Origin of the sequence: Micromonospora sp. C51, from assembly GCF_018070435.1 — a bacterium.
GTDB lineage: Bacteria > Actinomycetota > Actinomycetes > Mycobacteriales > Micromonosporaceae > Micromonospora > Micromonospora sediminimaris.
In genome coordinates, this window is record NZ_JAGPXQ010000006.1 from 116,150 (window position 1) to 136,783 (window position 20,634).

Consider the following 20,634-nt stretch of genomic DNA (forward strand, 5'->3'; position numbering starts at 1 on the left):
CCCCGGCGTGCACACGCCGGGGCCCCTTCGTGTCGAAGGGCCGCCCCGTCAGAGCGGCAGGAACTTCCCGCGTCTCGGGTCTGCGTGGTGCGGTGGGTACGGCGCAGACATCCGTCGACGGGGGCATCATGTGGTCATGACGATCGCACCCGGACCGGTGCCCGCCGCATCGGCACCGCGTCACCCGCTCGACCCGGATCCGGTCCGGGCGACCAAAGCTCGGGCGGTCTTCGCCCTCGGCCTGATGGCCGCACTGACGGGACTGCTGATCGGTGGCGTGGTACCGGCCACGGTGGCCCTGCACCTGGCCCGGCAGGCACGTCGGGAGGCGTACGCCTCGGCGGGTTTCCTGACCGGTGCGGCCTGGCTGCGTCGTGGCGAGCGGCTGGCCTGGACGGGCCTGGTGCTGGTCGCGGTCAGCCTGGTGGTTGCGCTGGTGATCGGGGTGGTCCGGCTCGCCGAGTCGCCCTACGGGCAGGACTTCGCGCCTGAGGTCGACTGACCGGCGCGCCCGGTGCGTCCACGCGCCCGGCACCGAGGGGCTGACTGCCGACGGTAGCCTGACCGGTGTCCGTCGCGTGGTGCGTGGACGCTGCCCGACAAGGAGGATCCCGTGACGGAACCGGCGCGCCCCGAGGGCGGCGAAGCCGCTCAGCCCACCGTCGGGCGCCCCGATGCCGACCACACGGGATGGGCCCGGCCTGGGACCGATCGGTCCGAACCGGAACAGGCCGTCCCGCCGACCTCCCCGCCAGCACCGACCGCGACGCCCGCGGGTCCGCCAGTCCCCGGCCCAGCACCCGCCGGTGCCACCTTCGGCTCACCGCCCGCGAACTCGCCCTTTGGCCCGCCACCCGGGTCGCCGGCCGCAGGCTCTCCTTTCGGGCCGCCCGGCCCGCCGGCCTGGGGGCCGCCGCCTGGCTCGGCACCGCCCGCTCCGGCGGCCTTCGGGCCATCGGCGGGCGCTCCACCCGCCTCCGGGGCGGTGCCGGGGTCGCCGCCGGCACCGGGTTGGCCCGCCGTCGGCTCAGGCTGGAGACAGCCGCCACCGCCGCCGCAGGATCCTCCCCGACCGCCGAAGCGAGTCGAGCCGGTGCCCGGCACGCCGTTCGCGGTGGTGCACCTCGACGTGCCCCCGGTCGCCTCGGGCCTGGCGGTCGGCTCGCTGGTGGCCGGTATCACCTCGATTCTGGTCTCGATTCTGGTCATCTGCGTGGGCGCCATCGGGGGAGGGGCGAACGGAGCCTGGGCGGCGGGTGCTTTCGCCGCACTCGGTGGCCTCACCGGCGTGGGCGCCGTCGTGGCCGGCCTGCTCGGCCTGCGGCAGATCCGCCGTCCGGCGCCTCCGCCGGCGGTCCGCTTCACCGGCCGGGGCCTGGCCATCGCGGGAATCAGCTGCGGTGGGACGGGCCTGCTGCTCTGCCTGGTGGGCGTGGGGCTGGCGGTGCTGCTGGCACTGGCTTAGGTGCGCCTGGCCATCGCCTCCCGAGGGACTCCGCCCCGGTCGGGGCACCGCCGTGTCCCTGGCTCGTTCGGGCGAGCCTTCACCAACCGACCTTGGCCGATCGCCGGCCGGGGCTGCGGTCAGCCTGGGGGCTCGCGGGCCGGTTTCCGGCAGAGCCGGTACACTTGTGTCCGTAGGTGCCCATCACGGGCGGGCGGTGCGACAGAGACCAGCCGGCAAGCGGTGCGACGTCCGGCAGGTCTTCCGTTTTGACCTGCGCGGCTGTGGTAGGTAGTCTTTCCCCTTGTGCCCGGGCCCGCCCGGGCAACTCGTGCGTGCGCTGGGACCGGTTATCCGAAATCCGGATGGCACCACGATTGGAGCCAGAAGATCCGGCCTGCGGCTATCCGTGTGCCGGTGACAAACCCCGGGTCTGCGCGCAAGCGCCGGACGGGAACCGTGAGTTTGGCGACACGCCCGACCGCGGGTGCCGGGACCTCCGCGAGGTGGCCCTGGCCGGAATGTAGGAGAGTCGATCACGAGATCGGCTACGGCAGACGGCGCGGTCGCGAGCAGCGGCCGAAGGGAGCGGAGAAACCCGGTGCCCACCATTCAGCAGTTGGTCCGAAAGGGCCGTCAGGCGAAGACGACCAAGACCAAGACCCCGGCGCTCAAGGGATCCCCGCAGCGGCGGGGAGTGTGCACCCGGGTGTACACCACCACCCCGAAGAAGCCGAACTCGGCGCTGCGCAAGGTCGCTCGTGTCAAGCTCAGCAGCCAGGTCGAGGTGACCGCCTACATCCCCGGTGTCGGGCACAACCTGCAGGAGCACTCGATCGTGCTCGTGCGTGGTGGCCGGGTGAAGGACCTCCCCGGTGTGCGTTACAAGATCGTTCGCGGTTCGCTGGACACCCAGGGTGTCCGTAACCGCAAGCAGGCGCGCAGCCGTTACGGCGCGAAGAAGGAGAAGAGCTGACATGCCGCGTAAGGGACCTGCTCCGCGGCGACCGCTGGTCGCTGACCCGGTGTACAACTCGCCGCTGGTCACGCAGCTGGTGAACAAGATCCTGCTGCGCGGCAAGCGTCAGCTCGCCGAGCGCGTCGTCTACGCCGCCCTGGAGGGCTGCCGGGAGAAGTCCGGGACCGACCCGGTCGTCACCCTCAAGCGCGCCATGGACAACGTCAAGCCGACCCTTGAGGTGCGCAGCCGCCGTGTCGGTGGCGCGACCTACCAGGTTCCGGTCGAGGTCCGGCCCGCCCGGGCCACCACGCTGGGCCTGCGCTGGCTGGTGACCTACGCCCGCGCTCGGCGTGAGAAGACGATGATCGAGCGGCTGATGAACGAGCTGCTGGACGCGAGCAACGGCCTCGGTGCCGCCGTCAAGCGGCGCGAGGACACGCACAAGATGGCCGAGTCCAACAAGGCCTTCGCGCACTACCGCTGGTAACACCCTGGTCCCGGCGCCATCCGGTGCCGGGACCGCCACCAGTTGTGTCGGGACGACGATAAGTAGGGATTGAAGTGGCCGCCGCAGACGCGCTCGCCAACGTACGCAACATCGGCATCATGGCGCACATCGATGCCGGTAAGACCACTACCACCGAGCGAATCCTGTTCTACACCGGTATCACGTACAAGATCGGTGAGGTCCACGAGGGCGCTGCCGTCATGGACTGGATGGAGCAGGAGCAGGAGCGCGGTATCACCATCACTTCCGCCGCCACGAAGTGCGAGTGGAAGGGCCACACGATCCAGATCATCGACACGCCCGGCCACGTCGACTTCACGGTCGAGGTGGAGCGGTCGTTGCGGGTCCTGGACGGTGCGGTCGCGGTCTACGACGGCGTGGCCGGCGTGGAGCCGCAGACGGAGAACGTCTGGCGTCAGGCGGACAAGTACAACGTCCCGCGGATGTGCTTCGTCAACAAGCTCGACCGGACCGGCGCCGACTTCTTCCGCTGCGTGCAGATGATGATCGACCGGCTGAACGCCACCCCGCTGGTGCTCCAGATCCCGATCGGGCTTGAGGGCAACCACATCGGCGTCGTCGACCTGGTCGAGATGCGCGCCCTCACCTGGCGTGGGGAGACCCAGAAGGGTGAGGACTACGCGATCGAGGAGATCCCGGCCGACCTGGCCGACTCCGCGGCCGAGTGGCGCGAGAAGCTGATGGAGACCCTGGCCGACGTCGACGACTCGGTGATGGAGAAGTACCTGGAGGGCGAGGAGATCTCCGTCGAGGAGATCAAGGCCGCCATCCGGCGGGCCACCATCGCCAGCAAGGCCAACCCGGTGCTCTGCGGCTCCGCGTTCAAGAACAAGGGCGTGCAGCCCATGCTCGACGCCGTCATCGACTACCTGCCGTCGCCGCTGGACATCCCGGCGATCGAAGGCACGGCGACCGATGGCGAGACGCCGATGCAGCGTAAGCCCTCCACCTCGGAGCCCTTCTCCGGCCTGGCCTTCAAGATCCAGACCGACAAGCACCTCGGCAAGCTGACCTACGTCCGGGTCTACTCCGGTGTGGTCGAGTCCGGGTCCCAGGTGGTCAACTCCACCAAGGACCGCAAGGAGCGGGTCGGCAAGATCTACCAGATGCACGCCAACAAGCGGGAGGAGCGCAGCTCCGCCAAGGCTGGCGACATCATCGCGGTCCAGGGTCTGAAGCAGACCACCACCGGTGACACCCTGTGCGACCCGGCGAACCCGGTCATCCTGGAGTCGATGACCTTCCCGGAGCCGGTCATCGAGGTGGCCATCGAGCCGAAGACCAAGGCTGACCAGGAGAAGCTCAGCACCGCCATCCAGCGGCTGGCCGAGGAGGACCCGACCTTCCGCGTCAAGCTGGACGACCAGACCGGCCAGACGGTCATCTCCGGCATGGGCGAGCTGCACCTGGACATCCTGGTCGACCGGATGCGCCGCGAGTTCAACGTCGAGGCGAACATCGGTAAGCCTCAGGTGGCGTACCGCGAGACCATCCGCCGCACGGTGGAGAAGATCGAGTACACCCACAAGAAGCAGACCGGTGGTTCCGGCCAGTACGCCCGGGTCATCGTCAGCGTGGAGCCGCTGCCGCTGGGCAACGACGCGCCGACCTACGAGTTCGCCAACGCCGTCACCGGTGGCCGTATCCCCCGGGAGTTCATTCCCTCGGTGGACGCGGGCGCGCAGGATGCCATGCAGTACGGCGTCCTCGCCGGCTTCCCGCTGGTCGGGGTCAAGCTGACGCTGCTGGACGGCCAGTACCACGAGGTCGACTCGTCGGAAATGGCATTCAAGATCGCCGGTTCGATGGTGATGAAGGACGCGGCCCGCAAGGCCGATCCCGCGCTGCTCGAGCCGATGATGGCTGTTGAGGTCACCACTCCCGAAGAGAACATGGGTGACGTCATCGGCGACCTCAACTCCCGACGCGGCATCATCCAGGCGATGGAGGAGCGCAGCGGCGCCCGTGTCGTCCGCGCCCTGGTGCCGTTGTCGGAGATGTTCGGCTACGTCGGCGACCTGCGGTCGAAGACCCAGGGCCGGGCTAGCTACAGCATGCAGTTCGACTCCTACGCGGAGGTTCCGGCCTCCGTGGCAAAGGAGATCATCGCCAAGGCGACGGGTGAGTGACGCTCACCTGACGTGATCGGATGATCCGACGGTGGTCGCGGAAGGAATTCCTCGACCGCGACCACCTCGGTCGGATTGTGTGAATTCCGGGCCTGTAGGCTTCATCGCCGCAGAACCCACAAAGCTCTCCGGCCGTCAGGCCGGAAAGGCTGTCGACAGAGTCCTAAGCGCCGCTCCTGGCGCGCCGGGGCGAACGAACCAAGAAGTCCACAGGAGGACACCAGTGGCGAAGGCGAAGTTCGAGCGGACTAAGCCGCACGTCAACATCGGCACCATTGGTCACATCGACCACGGTAAGACGACGCTGACGGCGGCCATCACCAAGGTCCTGCACGACCAGTTCCCGGACCTGAACCCGTACACGCCGTTCGACGAGATCGACAAGGCGCCGGAGGAGAAGGCCCGCGGCATCACGATCTCGATCGCGCACGTCGAGTACCAGACCGAGGCGCGGCACTACGCGCACGTCGACTGCCCCGGTCACGCCGACTACATCAAGAACATGATCACCGGTGCCGCCCAGATGGACGGCGCGATCCTGGTGGTCGCGGCGACCGACGGCCCGATGCCGCAGACCCGCGAGCACGTGCTGCTGGCCCGCCAGGTTGGCGTGCCGTACATCGTCGTGGCGCTGAACAAGAGCGACATGGTCGACGACGAGGAGCTGCTGGAGCTCGTCGAGCTTGAGGTCCGCGAGCTGCTCTCGTCGCAGGAGTACCCGGGCGACGACCTGCCGGTCGTGCGCGTCTCGGCGCTGAAGGCCCTGGAGGGCGACCCGGAGTGGACCGGGAAGTTGATGGACCTGATGAACGCCGTCGACACCGCGATCCCGCAGCCGGAGCGCGAGACCGAGAAGCCGTTCCTGATGCCGATCGAGGACGTCTTCACGATCACCGGTCGTGGCACCGTCGTCACCGGTCGCGCCGAGCGCGGCATCCTCAAGCCGAACGAGGAGGTGGAGATCGTCGGTATCCGCGAGAAGTCGCAGAAGACGGTCTGCACCGGCATCGAGATGTTCCGCAAGCTGCTCGACGAGGCCCGTGCGGGTGAGAACGTCGGTCTGCTGCTGCGCGGCATCAAGCGCGAGGACGTCGAGCGCGGCATGGTGGTCGTCAAGCCGGGCACCACGACCCCGCACACGGAGTTCGAGGCGACGGTCTACATCCTCTCCAAGGAGGAGGGCGGCCGGCACACCCCGTTCTTCCAGAACTACCGTCCGCAGTTCTACTTCCGGACCACGGACGTCACCGGTGTCGTCACCCTCCCCGAGGGCACCGAGATGGTCATGCCGGGCGACAACACCACGATGACCGTGAAGCTGATCCAGCCCATCGCGATGGAGGAAAACCTCAAGTTCGCGATCCGGGAGGGTGGCCGTACGGTCGGCGCTGGTCGCGTCACCAAGATCATCAAGTGAGCTGGGTAACCCCGATTAGACCCGCCGCCGGTCGTGCGGCATACTAGTCAGGTTGCGTAACGACAGTTCGCCGCCCGTGTTCGGCTTCCGCTGAACCTCCGGGTGGGCAGAGCAGTCGGGCGTGGGGTGGTTGGCGGCCCGTCCGTCAACCACCCTCGCGCGGCGTTCAGGTCGCCTCAGTGCGATCGGCGCTTGGACCCACCGCGGTCAGGATCGCTCCGGTATCCCGGGGCGGAGCCTGGCCCCAGGGCGCGACACGCCCGACCGCGGGGGTGGGCGAAGAGGGTCTGTGCCAGCCGGTACAGGCACCCGCAACACAGCGGCATCGAGAGAAGGAACAGAAGCCACCATGGCGGGACAGAAGATCCGCATCCGGCTCAAGGCCTATGACCACGAGGTCGTCGACTCCTCGGCTCGGAAGATCGTCGAGACGGTGACGCGTACCGGGGCGCAGGTCGCGGGCCCGGTGCCGCTGCCCACGGAGATCAACCGTTTCTGCGTCATCCGCTCGCCGCACAAGTACAAGGACTCGCGCGAGCACTTCGAGATGCGTACGCACAAGCGACTGATCGACATCATCGACCCGACCCCGAAGACGGTCGACTCGCTCATGCGCCTCGACCTGCCGGCTGGCGTCGACATCGAGATCAAGCTGTAGGGACCGGACACATGGACAGGCAAGTTAAGGGGATCCTGGGCGCGAAGCTCGGCATGACCCAGGTCTGGGACAACAACCGTGTTGTCCCGGTGACCGTGGTTCAGGCCGGCCCCTGCGTCATCACCCAGGTTCGTGGCGCCGACAAGGACGGTTACTCCGCGGTCCAGCTGGCGTACGGGACGATCGACCCGCGGAAGGCGAAGAAGCCGCTGCGTGGGCACTACGCCAAGGCTGACGTGGCGCCGCGCCGGCACATCGTCGAGCTGCGCACCAGCGACGCGGCTGACTACTCGCTCGGCCAGGAAGTCACGGTCGAGGAGTTCCCGGCCGGTGTCTCGATCGACGTGACCGGCAAGACCAAGGGCAAGGGCTACGCCGGCCCGATGAAGCGGCACGGCTTCCACGGTCTGCGCGCCAGCCACGGTGTCGAGCGCAAGCACCGCTCGCCGGGCTCCATCGGCGCCTGCGCCACCCCGGGTCGCGTCTTCAAGGGCACCCGGATGGCCGGCCGCATGGGCGGCGTGCGCTACACCGTGCAGAACCTGACCGTCCAGGCGGTCGACACCGAGAACAATCTCCTGCTCGTCCGTGGCGCCATCCCCGGCCCCAAGGGCGCGCTGGTCCTGGTCCGTACCGCGGCCAAGGCCAAGGCGAAGAAGGGCGGTGTGGGCAAGTGACCACCGTTGACGTCCTCAACTCCGAGGGCACCAAGACCGGCTCGGTCGAGCTGCCCGCCGACATCTTCGACGCGCAGGCCAACATCGCGCTGATGCACCAGGTCGTCGTGGCGCAGCTGGCTGCCGCTCGGCAGGGCACCCACAAGACCAAGACCCGGGGCGAGGTTGCCGGCGGCGGCAAGAAGCCGTACAAGCAGAAGGGCACCGGTCGTGCCCGGCAGGGCTCGATCCGCGCGCCGCAGTTCGCCGGCGGTGGCGTGGTCCACGGCCCGGTGCCGCGCGACTACAGCCAGCGCACCCCGAAGAAGATGAAGGCCGCCGCGCTGCGCGGTGCCCTGTCGGACCGGGCGCGCGCCGGGCAGGTGCACGTCGTCGAGGCGTTCGTCTCGGGCGAGAAGCCGTCGACCAAGGCGGCCCTGACCGCGCTCGCCAAGCTGACCACCGCCCGGCGGGTGCTGGTCGTGCTGAGCAGCACCGACGAGCTGAACTGGGTGTCGCTGCGCAACGAGCCGCGGGTGCACCTGATCGAGGCCGGCCAGCTCAACACGTACGACGTGCTGGTGGCCGACGATGTGGTCTTCACCAAGGAGGCCCTGGACGAGTTCCTGGGCGTGCCGGCCGAGACCACCGAGGAGGGTGGCAAGTGAGCACGATCGCCGATCCGCGCGACATCATCGTCGCGCCGGTCGTCTCGGAGAAGAGCTACAGCGAGCTGAACCGCAACTGGTACACCTTCCTGGTGCACCCGGACGCGAACAAGACGGCGATCAAGATCGCTATCGAGCAGATCTTCAACGTCCGTGTCCTGACGGTCAACACGCTCAACCGCGAGGGCAAGCGCAAGCGGACCCGTACCGGGTTCGGCAAGCGCAAGGACACCAAGCGGGCGATGGTGAAGCTGGCTGAGGGCGACCGCATCGAGGCCTTCGGCGGCCCGGTCAGCTGAGGGGTGTAGACAATGGCTATCCGTAAGTACAAGCCGACGACGCCGGGCCGGCGTGGCTCCAGCGTCGCCGACTTCGCCGAGATCACCCGGTCGACTCCCGAGAAGTCGCTGCTGGTCCCGCTGCCCAAGAAGGGCGGCCGGAACGTGCACGGCCGGATCACCGCTCGTCACCAGGGTGGCGGCCACAAGCGGCAGTACCGGCTGATCGACTTCAAGCGGGTCGACAAGGACGGCGTGCCGGCCAAGGTCGCGCACATCGAGTACGACCCGAACCGCACCGCGCGGATCGCGCTGCTGCACTACGCCGACGGCGAGAAGCGGTACATCATCGCGCCGAAGGACCTGAAGCAGGGCGACACGGTGGAGTCGGGCCCGAGCGCCGACATCAAGCCGGGCAACAACCTGCCGCTGCGCAACATCCCGGTCGGTACCACGATCCACAACGTGGAGCTGCGTCCGGGTGGTGGCGCCAAGCTGGCTCGCTCAGCCGGCGTCGGCATCCAGCTGCTCGGCCGGGAGGGCGCGTACGCGACCCTGCGTATGCCGTCCGGTGAGATCCGGCGGGTGGACGTGCGCTGCCGCGCCAGCGTCGGTGAGATCGGCAACGCCGACCAGTCGAACATCAACTGGGGTAAGGCCGGCCGGATGCGGTGGAAGGGCAAGCGCCCGACCGTCCGTGGTGTCGCCATGAACCCGGTAGACCACCCGCACGGTGGTGGTGAGGGCAAGACCTCCGGTGGTCGCCACCCGGTCAACCCGCAGGGTAAGCCCGAGGGCCGCACCCGTCGTAAGGGCCAGCCGAGTGACCGGCTGATCGTCCGCCGTCGCTACGCCACGCGTAAGCGCGGCTGAGGGAGATAAGACATGCCTCGCAGCCTGAAGAAGGGCCCGTTCATCGACGACCACCTGCTCAAGAAGGTGGAGACGCAGAACGAGAAGGGCTCGAAGAACGTCATCAAGACCTGGTCGCGCCGCTCGACGATCATCCCGGAGATGCTCGGGCACACGATCGCCGTGCACGACGGACGCAAGCACGTCCCGGTGTTCGTGACCGAGGCGATGGTCGGGCACAAGCTCGGCGAGTTCGCGCTGACCCGCACGTTCAAGGGTCACGAAAAGGACGACCGGAAGAGCCGCCGGCGCTGACGCCGCGGGCATACGGATAGAGGATCAAGGGGTTACAGCGATGCCAGGAAAGGGCGACGCTCCGGTGCTTCCGGGCGCGCGGGCGGTTGCGCGGTATGTGCGCATCTCGCCGATGAAGGCGCGCCGGGTGGTCAACCTCGTCCGCGGCCTGCCCGCGAAGGAGGCGCTCACGGTGCTGCAGTTCGCGCCGCAGGCTGCGAGCGAGCAGGTGTACAAGGTGCTCGCGAGCGCGATCGCCAACGCGGAGAACAACGAGCGGCTGGACCCCGACGCGCTGCTCGTCAGCGAGGCGTTCGTGGACGAGGGCCCGACGATGAAGCGGTTCCAGCCACGGGCGCAGGGCCGGGCGTACCGGATCCGTAAGCGCACCTGCCACATCACCGTGGCGGTCGAGGCGGTCGCGCCGGCCGCGCCGAGGAAGTCGGCGAACAAGGCGGCTCCGGCGAAGCAGACCGCGCCGGCCGAGACGCAGAGCAACACGGAGGGCGCCGAGTAATGGGTCAGAAGGTTCACCCGCACGGGTTCCGGCTCGGCATCTCGACCGACTGGAAGTCCCGCTGGTTCGCGGACAAGCTCTACAAGGACTACATCGGCGAGGATGTCAAGATCCGCCGGATGATGTCCAAGGGGCTGGAGCGCGCCGGCATCTCCAAGGTCGACATCGAGCGCACCCGCGACCGGGTCCGCGTCGACATCCACACCGCCCGGCCGGGCATCGTCATCGGCCGTAAGGGCGCCGAGGCCGACCGGATCCGCGGCGAGTTGGAGAAGCTCACCGGCAAGCAGGTGCAGCTGAACATCATCGAGGTGAAGAACCCCGAGTCGGACGCGCAGCTGGTCGCCCAGGGCGTGGCCGAGCAGCTCTCCAGCCGGGTCAGCTTCCGCCGCGCGATGCGCAAGGCGATGCAGTCGGCGATGAAGAACCCGATGTGCAAGGGCATCCGGGTGCAGGTCTCGGGTCGCCTCGGCGGCGCCGAGATGAGCCGCACGGAGTTCTACCGCGAGGGTCGGGTTCCGCTGCACACGCTGCGGGCCAACATCGAGTACGGCTTCTTCGAGGCCCGTACCACCTTCGGCCGCATCGGCGTGAAGGTCTGGATCTACAAGGGCGACGCGGTGCCGGGTCGGGAGACTCCGGCCGAGGCACCGTCGCGCCCGCGCCGGGAGCGCGGTGACCGGCCCGAGCGGCCGCGCCGTGGTCGGTCGGGTTCGTCCGGCACGACCTCCGGTGGCACCGAGGCCGGCCGGGCTGCCGCGACGACCGTCGCGCAGCAGGCCGAGACGCCGAGTGGCGAGCCGGTCGACAGCGCTGCTGTCGCGGCTGCGGCTTCGGCTCCGGCAGAAACGCAGCAGGAGGGCTGACAGATGCTGATGCCGCGCAAGCCCCCGAAGGGCTTCCGCAAGCCGCACCACCCGGACCGCAGCGGCGCGTCCAAGGGCGGCAACCGGGTGGTGTTCGGCGAGTTCGGGATCCAGGCTCTGGAACCGGCGTACGTGACCAACCGGCAGATCGAGTCGGCGCGTATCGCGATGACCCGCCACATCAAGCGTGGCGGCAAGGTCTGGATCACCATCTTCCCGGACCAGGCCCTCACCAAGAAGCCGGCGGAAACCCGGATGGGTTCCGGTAAGGGCTCGCCCGAGTGGTGGGTCGCGAACGTCAAGCCCGGGCGGGTTCTCTTCGAGATGTCCTTCCCGAACGAGCAGATCGCGCGAGAGGCGATGCGTCGCGCGATCCACAAGCTCCCGATGAAGTGCCGCATTGTTACGCGCGAAGTGGGTGAATCCTGATGGCAGCGGGCGTTAAGGCCTCCGAGCTGCGTGAGCTCTCCGAGGAGGAGCTGGTCACGAAGCTGCGCGAGGCCAAGGCGGAGCTGTTCAACCTCCGCGTGCAGGCCGCAACCGGGCAGCTGGACAACAACCGGCGGCTGCAGGTCATCCGTCGGGAGATCGCCCGGATCTACACGATCATGCGTGAGCGTGAGCTGGGGCTCTCGGCCGCGCCGACTGAGGTGACTGCAGGATGAGCGAGAACACGACTCCCACCAAGCCGCGGGGCCGGCGCAAGGTCCGTGAGGGCCTCGTGGTCAGCGACAAGATGGAAAAGACCGTCGTGGTCGAGGTCGAGGACCGGGTCAAGCACGCGCTGTACGGCAAGATCATGCGCCGGACCAGCAAGCTCAAGGTCCACGACGAGCAGAACTCGGCCGGCATCGGCGACCGCGTCCTGATCATGGAGACCCGGCCGCTCTCCGCGACCAAGCGGTGGCGGCTCGTGGAGATCCTCGAGAAGGCCAAGTAGCGAAGGCTCGAGCTCGGCCCAGACGGTCGGGCGCAGGTTCCGCCAGGCTCCGGCCGCCCCGGCGGCCGGAGAACCGGCAGACATAGGAGATAGACGTGATTCAGCAGGAGTCGCGACTGCGCGTCGCCGACAACACGGGTGCCCGGGAGATCCTGTGCATCCGCGTTCTCGGTGGCTCCGGTCGGCGCTACGCGAGCATCGGCGACGTCATCGTGGCCACCGTCAAGGACGCGATCCCGGGTGCCGGTGTGAAGAAGGGCGACGTGGTCAAGGCTGTCGTCGTCCGCACCGCCAAGGAGAAGCGGCGGCCGGACGGTTCGTACATCCGCTTCGACGAGAACGCCGCCGTCATCATCAAGGACGGCGGGGACCCGCGCGGTACCCGTATCTTCGGCCCGGTCGGCCGTGAGCTGCGGGACAAGCGGTTCATGAAGATCATCTCTCTCGCGCCGGAGGTGTTGTGACCGTGAAGGTCAAGAAGGGCGACACGGTCGTCGTCATCGCCGGCAAGGACAAGGGTGCCAAGGGTAAGGTCATCGCGGCCTACCCGCGGCAGGACAAGGTCCTGGTCGAGGGCGTGAACCGGATCAAGAAGCACACTCGCATCAGCACCACCCAGCGTGGCGCCAAGACCGGTGGCATCGTCACCCAGGAGGCCCCGATCCACGTTTCGAACGTGATGGTCGTGGACTCCGACGGCAAGCCGACCCGCGTCGGTTACCGGATCGACGAGAACGGCCAGAAGGTCCGCATCGCGCGTAGCACCGGTAAGGACCTCTGATGACCACGGCTACCGAAACCAAGACGATGCCGCGCCTCAAGGAGCGGTACCGCAACGAGATCATCGCCCAGCTGCGCGAGCAGTACGAGTACGGCAACCCGATGCAGGTGCCGCGGCTGGTCAAGATCGTCGTGAACATGGGTGTGGGCGAGGCCGCCCGGGACGCCAAGCTCATCGACGGTGCGGTCCGCGACCTGGCCACCATCACCGGCCAGAAGCCGCAGGTCCGGCGGGCGACGAAGTCCATCGCGCAGTTCAAGCTGCGGGAAGGAATGCCGATCGGCGCGAAGGTGACCCTGCGCGGCGACCGGATGTGGGAGTTCCTGGACCGGCTGCTGTCCATCGCGCTGCCGCGTATCCGTGACTTCCGCGGCCTCGACGGGCGCAAGCTCGACGGGCACGGCAACTACACGTTCGGTCTGACCGAGCAGTCGGTGTTCCACGAGATCGACCAGGACAAGATCGATCGCCAGCGGGGCATGGACATCACGGTGGTCACGACCGCCACGACCGACGACGAGGGCCGGGCGCTGCTGAAGCTCCTGGGCTTCCCGTTCAAGGAGAACTGAGATGGCCAAGAAGGCGCTGATCCTCAAGGCGGCCGCGAAGCCGAAGTTCTCGGTTCGCGCGTACACCCGCTGCCAGCGGTGCGGGCGTCCCAAGGCGGTCTACCGCAAGTTCGGGCTCTGCCGGGTGTGCATCCGGGAGATGGCCCACCGCGGTGAGCTGCCCGGCGTGTCCAAGGCTTCCTGGTAATAGCCCGGCGCGCTCCGGCGCGTCAGCTGGACTGTCTCTTCGCCGTAGGCCTGCGACGTGTCGCGGGAACCCCGGCGAGAAAGGTTGACGAGTTTTCATGACGATGACCGACCCGATCGCAGACATGCTCACGCGTCTGCGTAACGCCAACCAGGCGTACCACGACCGGGTGACGATGCCGTACTCGAAGATCAAGGCGAACATCGCCGAGGTCCTCAAGTCCGAGGGCTACATCGCCACCTGGGCAGTCGAGGAGCCCGAGGAGGGTGCCGTCGGCAAGCGACTGGTCGTCGAGCTGAAGTACGGCCAGAACCGGGAGCGGAGCCTGGCCGGTATCAAGCGCGTCTCCAAGCCCGGTCTGCGGGTGTACGCCAAGTCGGACGGGCTCCCCCGGGTGCTCGGTGGGCTGGGCGTGGCGATCATTTCGACGTCCCAGGGGCTGCTCACCGACCGGCAGGCCCGCAAGCGGAGCGTTGGCGGGGAAGTCCTCGCCTTCGTCTGGTAACGGGAGACAGGTAGAAATGTCGCGTATTGGACGTAAGTCGATCCCGGTGCCATCCGGAGTCGACGTGACGATCGACGGCCGGACCGTCAAGGTCAAGGGCCCCAAGGGCGAGCTGTCGCACACCCTGGCCGAGCCGATCACCATCGAGCGGGCCGAGGACGGGCAGCTGAGCGTCAACCGCCCGAACGACGAGCGCAAGGCCAAGGAGCTGCACGGCCTGAGCCGTACCCTGGTCGCCAACATGATCGTCGGGGTCACCGAGGGCTACCGTAAGAGCCTGGAGATCGCCGGCACGGGTTACCGGGTCACCGCCAAGGGCAAGGACCTGGAGTTCGCGCTCGGGTTCTCGCACCCGGTGCAGGTGCAGGCGCCCGAGGGCATCACCTTCACGGTGGAGCGCCCGACGCTGTTCCACGTGGCCGGCATCGACAAGCAACTCGTCGGTGAGGTCGCCGCCAACATCCGGAAGATTCGCCCGCCGGAGCCCTACAAGGGCAAGGGCGTGAAGTACCAGGGCGAAGTCATCCGACGCAAGGCCGGAAAGGCAGGTAAGAAGTGAGCGCCACGCTGCTCAAGCGCCGCCGCGGCGTCGCCGCCAAGCGTGCCGTCGGGCGGGCGCGGCGGCACTTCCGAGTGCGCAAGAACGTCAGCGGCACCGCCGCGCGTCCCCGCCTGGTGGTCACCCGTTCGCTGCGGCACATCGTCGCCCAGATCGTGGACGACACCAAGGGTCACACCTTGGCGTCGGCCTCGACCCTGGACGCCTCGGTGCGCGGTACGGAGGGCGACAAGAGCGCCCTGGCTGGCAAGGTCGGCACCCTGCTGGCCGAGCGGGCCAAGGCCGCTGGCATCTCCAAGGTCGTCTTCGACCGCGGTGGCAACCGGTACGCGGGGCGGGTCGCCGCGCTCGCCGACGCCGCCCGCGAAGCCGGGCTCGAGTTCTGACAATCCCCGTCACGAGAGAGAAGGAAGGCTGCTGATGCCAGGTCAACAGCGCCGTGGCGGCGGGTCCGGTGGCAACGAGGGTGGTCGCCGCGACAACCGCCGTGAGGGCGGCCGCGGAAACGCGCCCGCCGAGAAGACCCCGCACCTCGAGCGGGTCGTCGCGATCAACCGCGTCGCCAAGGTCGTGAAGGGTGGTCGTCGCTTCAGCTTCACCGCCCTGGTGATCGTGGGCGACGGCGACGGCACCGTGGGCGTGGGCTACGGAAAGGCCAAGGAGGTGCCCGCGGCGATCGCCAAGGGCGTCGAAGAGGCCAAGAAGCACTTCTTCAAGGTGCCGCGGATCGGTTCCTCGATCCCGCACCCGGTCACGGGCGAGGACGCCGCCGGGGTGGTGCTGCTCAAGCCGGCCTCCGCCGGTACGGGTGTCATCGCCGGTGGCCCGGTCCGTGCCGTGCTGGAGTGCGCGGGCATCCACGACGTGCTCTCCAAGAGCCTCGGCTCGTCGAACCCGATCAACATCGTGCACGCCACCGTGGCCGCGCTGAAGGGGCTGGAGTCCCCGGAGGCCGTTGCCGCGCGGCGGGGCCTGCCGGTGGAAGACGTCGCGCCGGCGGCCATGCTGGCGTCGCGGGCGGAGGTGGCGTCCTGATGGCACGGCTCAAGGTCACCCAGGTCCGTTCCGAGATCGGGACCAAGCACAACCAGCGGGAGTCGCTGCGTTCGCTCGGTCTCAAGCGGATCAATGACGTGGTGGTCAAGGAGGACCGGCCCGAGATTCGCGGCATGATCTTCACGGTCAACCACCTCGTGAAGGTCGAGGAGGTCGAGTAATGACGATCAAGGTCCATCACCTGCGTCCCGCACCGGGTGCCAAGACCGCGAAGACCCGCGTGGGTCGCGGTGAGGGCTCCAAGGGCAAGACCGCCGGTCGCGGTACCAAGGGTTCGAAGGCCCGAAAGAACATCTCGGCGGCGTTCGAGGGTGGGCAGATGCCCATCCACATGCGCCTGCCGAAGCTGAAGGGCTTCAAGAACAAGTTCAAGGTGGTCTTCCAGGTCGTGAACCTGGACCGCCTGGCCGAGCTGTTCCCCAACGGCGGCCAGGTCGGCCCGACCGAACTGGTCGAGGCCGGCGCGGTCCGCAAGGGGCAGCCGGTGAAGATCCTCGGCACCGGGGACCTCGGCGGAGTGGCGCTCCAGGTGTCGGCGCACGCGTTCAGTGCGTCGGCCAAGGAGAAGATCACGGCCGCTGGCGGTTCGGCGACCGAGCTGTAGAGCGGTTTTACCCATGGCGCCCGCCAGTTGATCCCAGCTGGCGGGCGCCATGGTCTACAACGGGCCTTCGCGCCCGGTAACATCGGATTCGGTTTATGTAGCCGGGCACATCTGCCCGGACCGGGATCGGGCTGTTAGAGTCCCTTCCCAGCCATGGATATCGGGCACTTGCCCGGAACCCACCCCGATCCGCCAGGGACGACCGGCGGCCCGCCTCGCGCAGGAGGAAGAAGTTGCTGTCCGCCTTTCTCAGTGCGTTCCGTACGCCTGACCTGCGCAAGAAGCTGCTGTTCACAGTCGGCATCATCGCGATCTACCGGCTCGGCGCCACGGTGCCCAGCCCGGGCGTCTCGTACGGCAACGTGCAGAAGTGCCTGGAGACCCTTGAAGGCTCCACCGGCGTACTGAACCTGCTCGATCTCTTCTCCGGCGGCGCGCTGCTGCAGCTGTCGATCTTCGCGCTGGGCATCATGCCCTACATCACCGCGTCGATCATCCTGCAGCTGCTGACGGTGGTCATTCCCCGGCTCGAGCAGCTCCGCAAGGAGGGCCAGGCCGGCCAGGCGAAGATCACCCAGTACACCCGCTATCTGACGCTGGGGCTGGGTGTCCTGCAGGCCTCGGCGTTCGTGGCGCTGGCCCGCTCCGGGCAGCTGTTCAACAACCAGTGCAACGAGGAGATCATCCCGACCGGCACCGGCATCCCGGACTGGCTGACCCTGTCCATCCTGGTGATGACGATGACCGCCGGCACCGGCATGGTCATGTGGCTCGGTGAGCTGATCACCGACCGCGGCGTCGGCAACGGCATGTCCGTCCTGATCTTCACTTCGATCGCGGCCCGGCTCCCCAGCGAGGGCTGGCGGATCAAGGAGAGCCAGGGCTGGTGGAAGTTCCTGCTCGTCATCGCCCTGGTGCTGGTGGTCATCACCGCGGTGACCTTCATCGAGCAGGCGCAGCGCCGCATCCCGGTGCAGTACGCCAAGCGCATGATCGGCCGGCGGATGTACGGCGGCACCTCGACCTACATCCCGCTCAAGGTCAACCAGGCGGGTGTGATCCCGGTCATCTTCGGCTCGTCGCTGCTCTACCTGCCGCAGCTGGCGTTGCAGTTCTTCGACCAGAATGACCCGGGCAAGACCCAGGCGTGGATCCAGAACAACCTGGTCGACCCGACCAGCCCGATCTACATCGCGGTCTACTTCCTGCTGATCATCTTCTTCACGTACTTCTACGTCTCGATCACGTTCAACCCGACCGAGGTCGCGGACAACATGAAGAAGTACGGCGGCTTCGTGCCGGGCATCCGCCCCGGTAAGCCGACCGCCGACTACCTGGACTTCATCCTCAGCCGCATCACCCTGCCGGGTGCGCTGTACCTCGCGATCATCTCGATCCTGCCGAACTTCTTCTTCATCTGGCTGGACCGGCAGCAGTACCTCAACTTCCCGTTCGGTGGTACCGCAGTGCTGATCATGGTCGGCGTTGCTCTGGAGACGAGCAAGCAGATCGAGAGCCAACTGATGCAGCGGAACTACGAAGGGTTCCTGCGGTAGATGAGACTGGTTCTGGTTGGCCCGCCGGGTGCGGGCAAGGGCACACAGGCGGAGTTCATCGCCGCGCATCTGTCCGTGCCGAAGATCTCGACCGGCGACATCTTCCGGGCCAACGTGTCCCAGGGCACCCCGCTCGGCGTCGAGGCCAAGCGATACATGGACGCCGGCAAGCTGGTACCGGACGAGGTCACCATCAACATGGTGCGGGACCGGCTCGCTGAGCCGGACGCCGCCGAGGGCTTCCTGCTCGACGGTTTCCCGCGTACCACCCCGCAGGCCGCCGCGTTGGACAAGCTCCTCGCCGATCTCGGAACCGCGCTGGACATCGTGCTCGAACTGGTCGTCGACGACGACGAGGTGATTCGCCGGCTCTCCGGCCGGCGTACCTGCCGGGGCTGCGGAAAGATCTGGCATGTCGAGTTCGATGCGACCAGCCGGGAAGGCATCTGCGACCGGTGCGGCGCCGAGCTGTTCCAGCGGGACGACGACAAGCCGGAGACGATCGCCGCCCGACTGCGGGAGTACGCCGAGAAGACCGCGCCGCTGGTGGACTACTACGGCGCGCAGGGCAAGCTGGTCGGCATTGACGCCACCGGCCCGGTGGAGGACGTCACGGTCCGCGCCATCGACGCTCTTCGCTCGTACGGGGGCTGAGGTCGCCCGGCTGCCGGCCGGATAGAGTGCTGACAGCGGGGTACGCCGGTCGTACCCCGCTGTTTGGGCAACGAAAGGTAGCACCTCCATGCGTCGTCCCCAGCTGGACATCCAGCTGAAGACTCCTGAGCAGATCGAGAAGATGCGGGCCGCCGGCCTCGTGGTCGCGGAGGCGCTTCGCCGGATGCGGGAGGCGGCGGCCCCGGGCGTGAGCACCGCCGACCTGGATGCGATCGCCGAGACGACGATTCGTGCTGCGGGCGCGGTCCCGTCGTTCAAGGGCTACCACGGGTTCCCGGCGTCGATCTGCTCCTCGGTCAACGAGCAGATCGTGCACGCCATCCCGTCGCCGAAGCAGGTCCTCGCCGACGGCGACCTGATCTCGATCGACTGCGGCGCGGTGCTCGACGGATGGCACGGCGACGCGGCGATCACGGTCGGCGTGGGCGAGGTCGATCCGGCGCTGCTGCGGATGGCCGAGGTCGCCGAGGACGCGATGTGGGCCGGAATCGCCGCGGCCGCTCGCGGTGCCGCTGGCGGCAAGGGCCGGCTGACCGACATTTCGCATGCGGTGGAACGCGCGATCCGTAAGGCGGGGCGGTACGGCATCGTCGACGGCTACGGCGGTCACGGCATCGGTACCGAGATGCATCAGGACCCGCACGTGCTCAACCACGGGCGGCCGGGCAAGGGGCCCCGGTTGGTGCCGGGGCTGGCGCTGGCCATCGAGCCGATGATCACCATGGGTTCCCCGCGTACGGCGGAACTCGCCGACGGCTGGACCGTCGTCACCCGCGACGGCTCGCGTGCCGCGCATGTCGAGCACACCATGGCCCTGCTCCCCGACGGGGTGTGGGTGCTGACCGCGCCCGACGGCGGCCGGGCCCGCCTGGGCGACCTGGTCACCGCTCGCCAACCGAGCACCACCCCGGCCGGGTAACGGGCGGCGACAGCGGCCCCGAAACCGTTGCCGGGGGCGGTGTCGGAGCGGCCGCCAGGGCAGCGCTGGCACTGCGGTGGCATCCTTGCCGGCATGGACGAGCGGGACGCTATGCGAGCAGCGGACGCCGACCGCCAGGCGGTCGCCGAACGACTCCGGGTGGCTCTCGACGAGGGGCGACTCGACCTGCACGAGTACGACGAGCGGTTGCAGCGGGCCTACGCCGCCCGTACCTACGCCGAACTCGATGCCCTCGTCGGTGACCTGCCGGTGCCCGACGGCGCGGTGCTGCCGACGCCTCGGCAGCCGAGCGTCCCGGTGCCGGCCGAGGCCGGACGCGGGCCCACCGCGCGCTGGCTGGCCGAGGTATGGGAGCCCTGGCTGAAGGTGGTCGGGATCGTGGTGGTGATCTGGGCCATCAGCTCGCTGGCGGCCGGTGAGGTGCTCTACTTCTGGCCGGGCTGGGTCGCGGGTCCGTGGGGTGCGGTGGTGATGGTGCGTACTGTCACCGGGCTGACCAGCGGTGAGCCGGCGCGTTGGGCGGCCGAGCGGGAGCGCCGCCGGCAGCGGAAGGCGGAGAAGCGGGCGCTCAAGCGTGAGCGTAAGGCGGTCGGCCAGCAGCAGCCCGGCATCGCCGGCGCCGCTGGATCCGGCGCGGCGGCCGGCGGCGGCACCGAAGCCGCACCGGCGGCCGAGAGCGGCCGCACCGAAGGCGGACGGCCGACGATCGGCGACGACGGCACCCGCGACGCCGCCGGGGCACCGGTGAGTGAGCCGACGCGGCGACCCGACCGGGGCGATGTGGGCTGAACGTCCCGTTTCCTGGACCTGGTCGAGCCCAGCTGGCAGGTCGGTTTGGCGACCGCGTGCAGGCGGGCGTACACTTTCTGATCGGCGCACAGCGTCCACTCCGTCATGCCCACCAGCGCTTCGGTGGGACGCGGAGCCGCGGCTGGCGCGGGAAGCCTGATCTTGGTCAAGCACCCGTGTAAGACGTTGTGGGCCGTCCGGAGC

30 protein-coding genes and 1 pseudogene are annotated in these 20,634 nt (G+C 68.4%); all 31 read left to right on the forward strand.

The genetic code is table 11. The annotated features are described in order from the left end of the window. Positions 1 to 136: 136 nt before the first annotated feature. Complete coding sequence (locus tag KBX50_RS10055) at positions 137 to 502, forward strand: hypothetical protein (protein ID WP_210936514.1); 366 nt, start codon at positions 137 to 139, stop codon at positions 500 to 502. A 591-nt stretch (positions 503 to 1,093) separates the two neighbouring features. Beyond that, entirely contained in the window at positions 1,094 to 1,465 is a 372-nt protein-coding gene (locus tag KBX50_RS10060) for a hypothetical protein (protein ID WP_210936517.1), read from the forward strand. 580 nt (positions 1,466 to 2,045) lie between these two features. Next, the gene (rpsL, locus tag KBX50_RS10065; RefSeq protein WP_013735958.1) at positions 2,046 to 2,420 is read left to right on the forward strand and encodes a 30S ribosomal protein S12; all 375 of its coding nucleotides are present in this window, start codon (positions 2,046 to 2,048) and stop codon (positions 2,418 to 2,420) included. A 1-nt stretch (position 2,421) separates the two neighbouring features. Further along, entirely contained in the window at positions 2,422 to 2,892 is a 471-nt protein-coding gene (gene rpsG, locus KBX50_RS10070; RefSeq protein ID WP_093403604.1) for a 30S ribosomal protein S7, read from the forward strand. Between the two features lie 74 nt (positions 2,893 to 2,966). Beyond that, positions 2,967 to 5,063, forward strand: a complete 2,097-nt coding sequence (fusA, locus tag KBX50_RS10075) for an elongation factor G (protein ID WP_210936519.1) — start codon at positions 2,967 to 2,969, stop codon at positions 5,061 to 5,063. Positions 5,064 to 5,286: 223 nt separating this feature from the next. Next, positions 5,287 to 6,480: an elongation factor Tu gene (tuf, locus tag KBX50_RS10080; protein ID WP_093403606.1), complete on the forward strand. Its 1,194-nt coding sequence runs from the start codon at positions 5,287 to 5,289 to the stop codon at positions 6,478 to 6,480. 349 nt (positions 6,481 to 6,829) lie between these two features. Further along, positions 6,830 to 7,138, forward strand: a complete 309-nt coding sequence (rpsJ, locus tag KBX50_RS10085; protein ID WP_007073037.1) for a 30S ribosomal protein S10 — start codon at positions 6,830 to 6,832, stop codon at positions 7,136 to 7,138. Positions 7,139 to 7,149: 11 nt separating this feature from the next. Beyond that, a complete protein-coding gene (rplC, locus tag KBX50_RS10090; protein ID WP_210936521.1) occupies positions 7,150 to 7,815 on the forward strand; it encodes a 50S ribosomal protein L3 in 666 nt (221 codons plus the stop codon). Beyond that, positions 7,812 to 8,462: a 50S ribosomal protein L4 gene (gene rplD / locus KBX50_RS10095; protein ID WP_093403609.1), complete on the forward strand. Its 651-nt coding sequence runs from the start codon at positions 7,812 to 7,814 to the stop codon at positions 8,460 to 8,462. The genes rplC and rplD overlap by 4 nt, the downstream gene beginning before the upstream one ends. Further along, positions 8,459 to 8,761, forward strand: a complete 303-nt coding sequence (gene rplW / locus KBX50_RS10100; RefSeq protein WP_093403611.1) for a 50S ribosomal protein L23 — start codon at positions 8,459 to 8,461, stop codon at positions 8,759 to 8,761. Before rplD ends, rplW begins: the two co-directional genes overlap by 4 nt. 12 nt (positions 8,762 to 8,773) lie before the next feature. Then, complete coding sequence (rplB, locus tag KBX50_RS10105) at positions 8,774 to 9,613, forward strand: 50S ribosomal protein L2 (RefSeq protein ID WP_093403613.1); 840 nt, start codon at positions 8,774 to 8,776, stop codon at positions 9,611 to 9,613. 12 nt (positions 9,614 to 9,625) lie between these two features. Beyond that, positions 9,626 to 9,907, forward strand: a complete 282-nt coding sequence (rpsS, locus tag KBX50_RS10110; protein ID WP_013735950.1) for a 30S ribosomal protein S19 — start codon at positions 9,626 to 9,628, stop codon at positions 9,905 to 9,907. A gap of 40 nt (positions 9,908 to 9,947) precedes the next feature. Continuing rightward, a complete protein-coding gene (rplV, locus tag KBX50_RS10115) occupies positions 9,948 to 10,403 on the forward strand; it encodes a 50S ribosomal protein L22 (RefSeq protein WP_164447883.1) in 456 nt (151 codons plus the stop codon). Next, positions 10,403 to 11,269 (forward strand): 30S ribosomal protein S3, encoded by an 867-nt coding sequence (rpsC, locus tag KBX50_RS10120; protein ID WP_093403615.1) that lies wholly within the window; start codon positions 10,403 to 10,405, stop codon positions 11,267 to 11,269. Before rplV ends, rpsC begins: the two co-directional genes overlap by 1 nt. 3 nt (positions 11,270 to 11,272) lie before the next feature. Further along, positions 11,273 to 11,698, forward strand: coding sequence for a 50S ribosomal protein L16 (rplP, locus tag KBX50_RS10125; protein ID WP_007465292.1), 426 nt, complete (start codon positions 11,273 to 11,275; stop codon positions 11,696 to 11,698). Continuing rightward, entirely contained in the window at positions 11,698 to 11,934 is a 237-nt protein-coding gene (gene rpmC, locus KBX50_RS10130) for a 50S ribosomal protein L29 (RefSeq protein WP_076466662.1), read from the forward strand. Before rplP ends, rpmC begins: the two co-directional genes overlap by 1 nt. Further along, the gene (rpsQ, locus tag KBX50_RS10135; RefSeq protein WP_093403616.1) at positions 11,931 to 12,209 is read left to right on the forward strand and encodes a 30S ribosomal protein S17; all 279 of its coding nucleotides are present in this window, start codon (positions 11,931 to 11,933) and stop codon (positions 12,207 to 12,209) included. Before rpmC ends, rpsQ begins: the two co-directional genes overlap by 4 nt. A 95-nt stretch (positions 12,210 to 12,304) precedes the next feature. Next, a complete protein-coding gene (gene rplN / locus KBX50_RS10140; protein ID WP_007073026.1) occupies positions 12,305 to 12,673 on the forward strand; it encodes a 50S ribosomal protein L14 in 369 nt (122 codons plus the stop codon). Continuing rightward, a complete protein-coding gene (rplX, locus tag KBX50_RS10145) occupies positions 12,670 to 12,990 on the forward strand; it encodes a 50S ribosomal protein L24 (RefSeq protein ID WP_170863408.1) in 321 nt (106 codons plus the stop codon). Before rplN ends, rplX begins: the two co-directional genes overlap by 4 nt. Beyond that, positions 12,990 to 13,559, forward strand: a complete 570-nt coding sequence (rplE, locus tag KBX50_RS10150; protein WP_093403618.1) for a 50S ribosomal protein L5 — start codon at positions 12,990 to 12,992, stop codon at positions 13,557 to 13,559. The genes rplX and rplE overlap by 1 nt, the downstream gene beginning before the upstream one ends. Position 13,560: 1 nt before the next feature. Then, a complete protein-coding gene (locus tag KBX50_RS10155; RefSeq protein WP_007073023.1) occupies positions 13,561 to 13,746 on the forward strand; it encodes a type Z 30S ribosomal protein S14 in 186 nt (61 codons plus the stop codon). 97 nt (positions 13,747 to 13,843) lie between these two features. Further along, positions 13,844 to 14,251: a 30S ribosomal protein S8 gene (gene rpsH / locus KBX50_RS10160; protein WP_093403619.1), complete on the forward strand. Its 408-nt coding sequence runs from the start codon at positions 13,844 to 13,846 to the stop codon at positions 14,249 to 14,251. Positions 14,252 to 14,267: 16 nt separating this feature from the next. Beyond that, positions 14,268 to 14,810 carry a 50S ribosomal protein L6 gene (rplF, locus tag KBX50_RS10165; RefSeq protein ID WP_093403620.1) on the forward strand — a complete coding sequence of 181 codons (543 nt, stop codon included), beginning with the start codon at positions 14,268 to 14,270 and terminating at the stop codon, positions 14,808 to 14,810. Beyond that, positions 14,807 to 15,196, forward strand: a complete 390-nt coding sequence (rplR, locus tag KBX50_RS10170) for a 50S ribosomal protein L18 (protein ID WP_093403621.1) — start codon at positions 14,807 to 14,809, stop codon at positions 15,194 to 15,196. The genes rplF and rplR overlap by 4 nt, the downstream gene beginning before the upstream one ends. Before the next feature lie 34 nt (positions 15,197 to 15,230). Then, entirely contained in the window at positions 15,231 to 15,845 is a 615-nt protein-coding gene (gene rpsE / locus KBX50_RS10175; RefSeq protein WP_093403623.1) for a 30S ribosomal protein S5, read from the forward strand. Further along, on the forward strand, positions 15,845 to 16,027 hold the full coding sequence (rpmD, locus tag KBX50_RS10180; RefSeq protein ID WP_067359625.1) for a 50S ribosomal protein L30: 183 nt from the start codon (positions 15,845 to 15,847) through the stop codon (positions 16,025 to 16,027). The genes rpsE and rpmD overlap by 1 nt, the downstream gene beginning before the upstream one ends. Continuing rightward, entirely contained in the window at positions 16,027 to 16,470 is a 444-nt protein-coding gene (gene rplO, locus KBX50_RS10185; protein WP_210936523.1) for a 50S ribosomal protein L15, read from the forward strand. The genes rpmD and rplO overlap by 1 nt, the downstream gene beginning before the upstream one ends. A 233-nt stretch (positions 16,471 to 16,703) precedes the next feature. After that, positions 16,704 to 18,026 carry a preprotein translocase subunit SecY gene (gene secY / locus KBX50_RS10190; RefSeq protein WP_210936525.1) on the forward strand — a complete coding sequence of 441 codons (1,323 nt, stop codon included), beginning with the start codon at positions 16,704 to 16,706 and terminating at the stop codon, positions 18,024 to 18,026. Next, complete coding sequence (locus tag KBX50_RS10195; protein WP_210936527.1) at positions 18,027 to 18,680, forward strand: adenylate kinase; 654 nt, start codon at positions 18,027 to 18,029, stop codon at positions 18,678 to 18,680. Positions 18,681 to 18,768: 88 nt separating this feature from the next. Next, complete coding sequence (gene map / locus KBX50_RS10200) at positions 18,769 to 19,620, forward strand: type I methionyl aminopeptidase (protein ID WP_210936529.1); 852 nt, start codon at positions 18,769 to 18,771, stop codon at positions 19,618 to 19,620. 93 nt (positions 19,621 to 19,713) lie between these two features. Further along, a pseudogene (locus KBX50_RS10205) lies at positions 19,714 to 20,259 on the forward strand (DUF1707 domain-containing protein); the annotation flags it as partial. Between the last annotated feature and the right edge of the window lie 375 nt (positions 20,260 to 20,634).